This is a genomic window from Pseudomonadota bacterium (genome assembly GCA_010028905.1).
GTDB lineage: Bacteria > Vulcanimicrobiota > Xenobia > RGZZ01 > RGZZ01 > RGZZ01.
In genome coordinates this window covers 1-6907 of the sequence record RGZZ01000279.1, presented here as the reverse complement: position 1 = coordinate 6907, position 6907 = coordinate 1, and the positions used below count along the sequence as shown (strand labels likewise).

Here is a 6907-nt window from a genome sequence, read left to right as displayed (position 1 = left end):
GCGCAGGGCAGAGAATGCGAGAGACGGTGCGAGGTGTGGCGCGACCGCGCCTCAGGGGGTCTCGAAGAGCTGTCGGGCGGCCGCGATGAGGGCCTCTACCTGTTTATTCTGCGTGCGCGACAGCGGGCGACGCACGTGCAGCTCGACATCGCGGTCGAGACGTATGCGCTCCCACGTCGAGCGATCGCTCGCGTAGGCCGGCGGTTCAGGGGCACGGGGCGGGCTGCTTCGGGTCACATCGTGCAGCAGGTTGCGCACGTAGTCGCCCGCCGACGTGCGCGCGGCACTCGATGCGCTTCGCGCCGCGCGGGCCACCTCGTTGTCGTCGAGCTCCTCGAGGCGGTCGCGGATCTCGGCCAGCGGAAGGTGCTCTTTCTGCAGCTTGCGGATGAGGTTCAGCCGATGCAGATGGGCTTCGGTGTAGTGCGCGCCGGGACCGGACGCGCCAGGCGAGGGCAGCAGACCCTGCTGGATGTAGTATCGCACGGTTCGTGGGGTGACGTCGGTGAGGTCGCAGAGCTGCTGGAGATCGTAGGTCATGATTGAATTGTAACAGTTGAACGTGCCACTGTCAAGATAGCCCAGGGGTGAATCTTGTATGAGACTTTTCCCGGCTTCGGCGCAAGGGGAGAAGCGGGATGTGGTGATCTGTCAGGTTCGTGGATCACATCGGTGTGGGGTGGCGCAGATAACGGTTCAGGGGTTTTGTGGGGGCAAGCAGGGTTCTTCTCTTTTTTGGGGAACAATGGGGAATGCGCATCATCCACACCAGCGACTGGCACCTCGGCCACACCCTGCACGATCAGTCCCGCGAGCCGGAGCATGCGGCCTTTCTCGAATGGCTGCTCGTGCAGCTCGAGGGCGAGAAGGCCGATGCCCTCATCGTGGCGGGCGACATCTTCGACACCTCGAACCCGCCCGCGTCGGCCCAGACCATGCTCTACCGCTTCATCGCCGACGCGCGCCGGCGGCTGCCAAACCTCGACATGGTCATCGTGGGGGGCAACCACGACTCGCCCCATCGTCTCGACGCTCCGCACACGCTGCTCGCGCAGCTGGGGGTGCATGTGGTGGGGGGGTATGCCCACGCCGATGTCGACCGCATGGTGGTGCCGCTCACCGGCCCCGACGGCCAGGTGGCCGCATGGGTGGCGGCGGTGCCCTACTTCCGTCCCCGAGAGTGCCAGGGGGGCGACGACGAGAGCGCCGAGGCCCTCGTCGAGGGGGCGCGTCGCCTGTACGACCGCGTGCTCGAGGCGGCGCGGGCCCGTCGCGGCGAGGGGCAGGCGCTCATCGCCACCGGGCACTGCTACATGACGGGCGGGGTGCTCTCCGAGACCAGTGAGCGCAAGATACAGGTGGGCAACCAGCACGCGCTGCCCGTCGATCTCTTCCCCGATGACATCGACTACGTGGCCCTCGGGCACCTGCACAAGAAGCAGATGGTGGGGGGGCGAAGCCACGTGCGCTACTCCGGCTCGCCGCTGCCCCTGGCCCTCGATGAGGCTCCCTACGAGCACGGCGTGTGGCGCGTCGATTTCGCGGGGGGAAGGCTGGCTGACGTGCAGCCGTTGCTCGTGCCGCGCCATGTGGGCATCGTGCGCGTTCCCAAGAGCGGCGCAGCCCCCCTCGACGAGGTGTGCGCGGCGTTGCGCGCGCTGCCGGCCAAGACCGATGGCGACGACGTGGGCCGCCTGCCCTGGCTCGAGGTACACGTGTCGCTGCCGGCCCCCCGTGCCCACCTGCGTCACGATCTCGAGCAGGCCCTCGAGGGCCGAGCCGTGCGCCTCATCCGTTTCCGCAGCCATCTCACCGGCGATGCGCAGGGGCTTGCCGATGCCCACGCGGGGCGCGACCTGCGCGACCTGACGCCGGACGAGGTCTTCGTGCGCATGTATGCCCAGGCCCACAGCGACCCGCTGCCGGACCCGCTGCTGCACGCCTTCCACGACGTGCTCGCCGCGGTGCAAGAGGGTCGCGCGTGAAGATTCTCGCGGTTCGCGGCCGCAACCTCACCAGCCTCGCCCACTTCGACCTCGACTTCGAGGCGCAGCCTTTCGATGGCGGCGGCCTGTTCGCCATCGTGGGGCACACGGGCGCGGGCAAGAGCACGCTGCTCGACGCCGTGTGCGTGGCCCTCTACGATGCCTCGCCGCGTCTCAACGGCCCCCGCGACTTTCTCGTGGGCGGGCCGAACGAAGACGAGAAGAGCCTCATCGGCAACACCGATCCGCGCACCCTCCTGCGCCGCGGCACCACCGACGGGTGGGCTGAGGTCGATTTCGAGGGGGTCGACGGCGGCCGCTATCGGTCGCGCTGGGCGGTGCGACGAGCGCGCGGCAAGGTCGACGGGGCGCTGCAAGACGCCACCTTGTCGCTCACTGAGCTCGAGGGTGGCCAGCCGGTGTGCCAGGGGGGCAAGCGAGAGACGCTGGCCGCCATCCAGGCGCGGGTGGGGCTCGACTTCGTGCAGTTCCGCCGCGCCGTGCTGCTGGCCCAGGGCGACTTCGCGGCCTTCCTCAAGGCCCCGCCGCAAGAGCGCGCCGAGCTGCTCGAGCGGGCCACGGGCACCGACATCTATCAGCGCCTGTCGAAGGCCGCGTTCGAACGCGCCAAGGGTCTGCGCACCGAGGTCGAGAGCCTGCAGCGCGCCATCGACGCGATTCCCGTTCTCCCTGACGAGGCGCGGGCCGAGGTCGAGCGCGACGAGCGCGCGCGTGCCGACGCGCTGAAGACGCAGCGAGACGCCTTGAGCGCGGTGGTGAAGGTGCTCCAGTGGCATGCGACCCTGGCCGATCTGCGAAAGGACGAGGCCGCGGCGTCTGAGGGGCTCGCGATGGTCAGCGAGCAGCGCGCGCAGGCGGGTCCGCGCGAAGCGCGGCTGCGGGCGGTCGAGGCGGCGCAGCCGCTGCGCGGCGCCGTCGAGCGCTGCGTCGAGCTCGAAAGCCTGGTGGCCGAGAGCGAGCGGCTGCTGGGCGAAGAGACGACGCGTCGTGAGCAGCTTGCAGAACGCCTCGCCGAGGCAGTGAAGGTGCGCGATGCGCGTCAGCTCGAGCACACGCAGGCGGTCTCGGCGCGTGAGGCCGCGGCCGAAGCGCTCGACCGCGCCGCGGCGCTCGATGCCCGCCTGGGCGATCTCGAGCGTCGTCTTACCGATGCCGAGGGTGCGCTGAACGCAAAGCAGCACGATGCGGCAGGGCACGCGCGCACGCTCGCTGATCTTCGCACCCAGCAGGCCGACGCCGAGCGCGCGCGCAGCGAGGCCGAGACGTGGCTTGCCGAGAAGGTCGCCACAAAGGTGCTCACCGACGAGTGGTCGCGCTGGGAGGCGGTGTTCGATCGCTATGTGCGCAGGCACGGCATCGTGGCCCAGCGAGACGCGCGCGTCGCCGCACTCGACGGGCAGCTGGCGCAGGCCCGCCAGGCGCTGGCCCCCCTCGAGCACGCCGCGTCGACACGTGCCACCGCCTTGGGTGAGGCAACCGAGCGGCTGCGCACGTGTCGCGCGCACGTCGATGGCCTCCGCGCGCCAGATCGACTCGCGGCCGATGAGGGGGCCGCGCAGGGGCAGCGCGAGGGCATACGCGCCCTGACGCAGATCCACGGTGAGTTTGCGGCGTGCGGCGCGCGTGCGGCCCAGATGATGGGCGAGGCCGAGCAGCATCTTGCCGAGGCTGCACAATTCGAGGCATCTGCGGCATCGCTCACCGAAACCGCCAACGGGCTGAGCACGCGACTCGATGAGGCGCGCGTGGCGCTCTCCGAGATGACCCTCACCCTCTCGCTTGAATCGCATCGCGCCTCGCTGCGCGAAGGGCACCCGTGCCCCTTGTGCGGCGCCACCGAGCACCCCTACGCCGCAGAGACCCCGGCGCTGAACGCGCTGCTCGACGCCTGGTCGGGCCGGGTGCGCACCCTCGAGGCTGAGCTCGGCGAGGCGCAGCGACAGGCCACCGAGGCGTCGTCGCGCGCCGAGGCCTGTCGTTCGGCGGCGACAGCGCTGCAGCGCAAGATCGAGGTCGAGCAGCAGCAGGCGAACGACCTCGCGCACCGCTGGCAGACGGTCTGCTTCGCGCAGCCCATCGACGGGCTGGGCGCCGCTATCGCCGACGACGGTGTGGGTTCGCAGCTCGAGGCCGTGGCGGCGAGGGTCGACGCAGTGGTGGCTGCGCTGCGCGACGAGCGCGCCCAGGCCGATCAGTCGCGCGCCCAGGCCGAACAGGCCGCCCGTGTCGAGGCGGAGGCCCGCGCCGCCCACGACGACGCGTCTAGGCGCCTCATCGAAGCGCAAGAGCGTGTGCGCGCCCTCGAGCTCGAGCAGTCCACCGCTGCGCGTGAGGGGCAGGCCGAGCGAGACGGTCTCGCCGAGGCCGAGGCCGAGCTGGCGCCAGCATTCCCTGCTGCGTCTGAGTGGCGCGTCAAGCTCACGGCGAACCCAGTCGAGTTCAAGACGAAGTGTGCCGATGCGGTCGAGAAGCGTCGGGCGCGAGAGCAGGCGAAGCTCTCGGCAGAGGCGACCTTGACCGCGCTGCGCGAGAAGATGGCCGCGGTCGAGGCCGAGACAAGATCGAGCGACGCGGCGGTTGTCGAGGCCAGAGGCAAAGCCGAGGCGGCGGGGGCAGAGCGCGACGCGGCGCGTTCTGTGCGCGCCACGCTGCTGGGAGGGCGCGCGACCGACGCGGTGCGCTCCGAGCTCGCACGGCGTGTGCAGGATGCGGAGGTGGCCTTCACCGAATCAGAGAAGTCGCGGCAGGCCATCGATGGCGAGCATCGGTCGCTCGCGTCGCGCGAGAGCACGCTTCGCGATGCGCTCTCGCAAGCGATGAAGCGCCGCGATGAGGCTCGGGTGGCGCGCGATGCGGCGCTGGCCGGCGCCGGGCTCACCGTCGACGAGGCGGTCGATCTGCTGCGCCACGACGCCGCGTTCATCGCGGCCGAGCGTGATCACCTCACGGCCCTCGACGATCGAGCTGTCCGACCTCATCGGCTCGGCCGACGGCAAGCGCATGCAGGTCTTTGCCCAGGGGCTCACCCTCGATCTTCTGGTGGCCTACGCCAATGAGCATCTGGGTGAGCTGGCGCGGCGCTATCGCTTGATGCGGGTTCCCCACAAGAAAGAGGCGCTGGCGCTGCAGGTGGTCGACCTCGACATGGGCGACGAGGTGCGCTCGGTCGACAGCCTTTCGGGGGGCGAGACCTTTCTCGTATCGCTGGCCCTCGCGCTGGGCCTGAGCTCGCTGTCTGCCCAGCGGGCCCGCATCGATTCGCTGTTCATCGACGAGGGCTTCGGCAGCCTCGACGCCGAGACCCTCGAGACCGCCCTGGCCGCCCTCGAGTCGCTGCAGGCCACGGGTCGTCAGATCGGCCTCATCTCGCACGTCCCCGGAATCTCCGAGCGCGTCGGCGCGGTGGTGCGGGTCGAGCGTCAGGGGGCCGGGCGCAGCGTGGTGCGGGTGTCGCGGGGGTAGCGAACCTCCCGGCGCGCGGTCGTGGGTGCAGGCCGAAGACTGGGCAACACGGCCTGCTGGCAGTGGAGGGCCCGGGGAAGGGCTGCGACCGTCAGTCGTGCAGCAGCACTGAGATGGCGCTGTCGGCGTAGTTGGGGGTGACGATGTCTGGCTTGCTGTCGAGGTTGAGGTCGGCGGAGGCGACGCCTATGGGAAATTTCCCCACGGCGAAGGCGCTCTGGGTAGCGAAGGTGCCGTCGCCGTTGCCCAGCAGCACCGAGATGGTGCTGTCGGCGTAGTTGGTGGTGACGAGGTCTGGCTTGCCGTCGCCGTTGAGGTCGGCGGAGGCGACGCCTGTAGGAAATTTCCCCACGGCGAAGGCGCTCTGGGTAGCGAAGGTGCCGTTGCCGTTGCCCAGGAGCACCGAGATGGTGCCGTCGGCCGCATTGGTGTTTACGAGGTCCGGCTTGCCGTCGAGGTTGACGTCGCCAACGGCGACATCGAAGGGCCCCCCAGAGCTGGTGTATGTGCTCTGGGTCTTGAAGCTGACTGGCAGGGGCGTGGTGACGAAGCTGACGCTGGTGCCGGCCCGCAGGCTCCCCGAGGAAGCCTGCAGGGTGTAGTTCCCGGCGATGCTGATGCGCAGGTCGTTGAAGGTCGCCACGCCCGCCACGGCGTTGCGGGTGAGGGTGCCCGTGATCACCGCGCCTGCAGGCGCCGTGACCAGCGCGATGGTGATCGGCCCGGTGAAGCTGGCGACGCGAGTGCCGCTACCGTCTACGGCCTCGACTTGAGGAGAAGGTGTGATGAGCGCGTTTGCCTGGGCCCCGGCGGTCTTCGTTGGCTGCTGCACGAAGCGCAGGTTGACGGCGACCACGGGGGTTGGCGTGGGTGTGGGGGTCGTGTGCGGGATGTTGTCGGTCAGCGGGCTTCCCTGTCCCAGCGATCCGCTTCCGGTGCTCCAGCCCGCGAGTAGCCCCATGAGTGAGATGCCCGCCAGCCACAGGCCCACGAGGCTCAACGTGATCGAGCCGGTGAGGCCTTGCCCGCCGGCGCATCCGCCGAGCTGGAAGGCGACCGCTCCGAGCATCGTGATGGCCACGACCGACCGTCGCTCGATAAGCCTTGCATGGTGGAGCGTCGTTGTCCGGGGGAGAGGTTCATGTTGAGGGGCCTCCTGTTTCGTGAATGTCCAGCCGCGTGTTCGGCTGTTGATGCAGAGGAGCTCGGCAATCGTAGGGGATACGGCCCACGATACGCGGTGTTCTTTATCTCTGTGGCGTGTTGAGCACAAATGTGCTCAACTGTGGCGGGTTGAGCGCAAATGTGCTCAACTGTGGCGGGTTGAGCACAAATGTGCTCAACTGTGGCGGGTTGAGCACAAATGTGCTCAACTGTGGCGTGTTGAGCACAAATGTGCTCAACTGTGGCGGGTTGAGCACAAATGTGCTCAACTGTGG

General features: G+C 69.2%; 5 protein-coding genes. 3 read left to right on the top strand and 2 right to left on the bottom strand.

Translation table 11 applies throughout. The features are described from left to right. Window positions 1-51: 51 nt before the first annotated feature. Window positions 52-540 carry a MerR family transcriptional regulator gene (locus EB084_16785; protein NDD29913.1) on the bottom strand — a complete coding sequence of 163 codons (489 nt, stop codon included), beginning with the start codon at window positions 538-540 and terminating at the stop codon, window positions 52-54. Window positions 541-752: 212 nt separating this feature from the next. Between EB084_16785 and sbcD the strand changes: the two genes are divergently transcribed. Genes sbcD through EB084_16770 form a run of 3 tightly spaced genes read left to right on the top strand, consistent with a single transcriptional unit; the run spans window position 753 to window position 5468 of the window. Then, window positions 753-1985: an exonuclease subunit SbcD gene (sbcD, locus tag EB084_16780; GenBank protein ID NDD29912.1), complete on the top strand. Its 1233-nt coding sequence runs from the start codon at window positions 753-755 to the stop codon at window positions 1983-1985. After that, entirely contained in the window at window positions 1982-5062 is a 3081-nt protein-coding gene (locus EB084_16775) for a hypothetical protein (protein ID NDD29911.1), read from the top strand. The genes sbcD and EB084_16775 overlap by 4 nt, the downstream gene beginning before the upstream one ends. Continuing rightward, a complete protein-coding gene (locus EB084_16770) occupies window positions 4836-5468 on the top strand; it encodes a hypothetical protein (protein ID NDD29910.1) in 633 nt (210 codons plus the stop codon). The genes EB084_16775 and EB084_16770 overlap by 227 nt, the downstream gene beginning before the upstream one ends. A gap of 91 nt (window positions 5469-5559) precedes the next feature. Here the strand turns inward: EB084_16770 and EB084_16765 are convergent, their stop codons facing one another. Further along, window positions 5560-6549: a VCBS repeat-containing protein gene (locus EB084_16765; GenBank protein ID NDD29909.1), complete on the bottom strand. Its 990-nt coding sequence runs from the start codon at window positions 6547-6549 to the stop codon at window positions 5560-5562. Window positions 6550-6907: the final 358 nt, after the last annotated feature.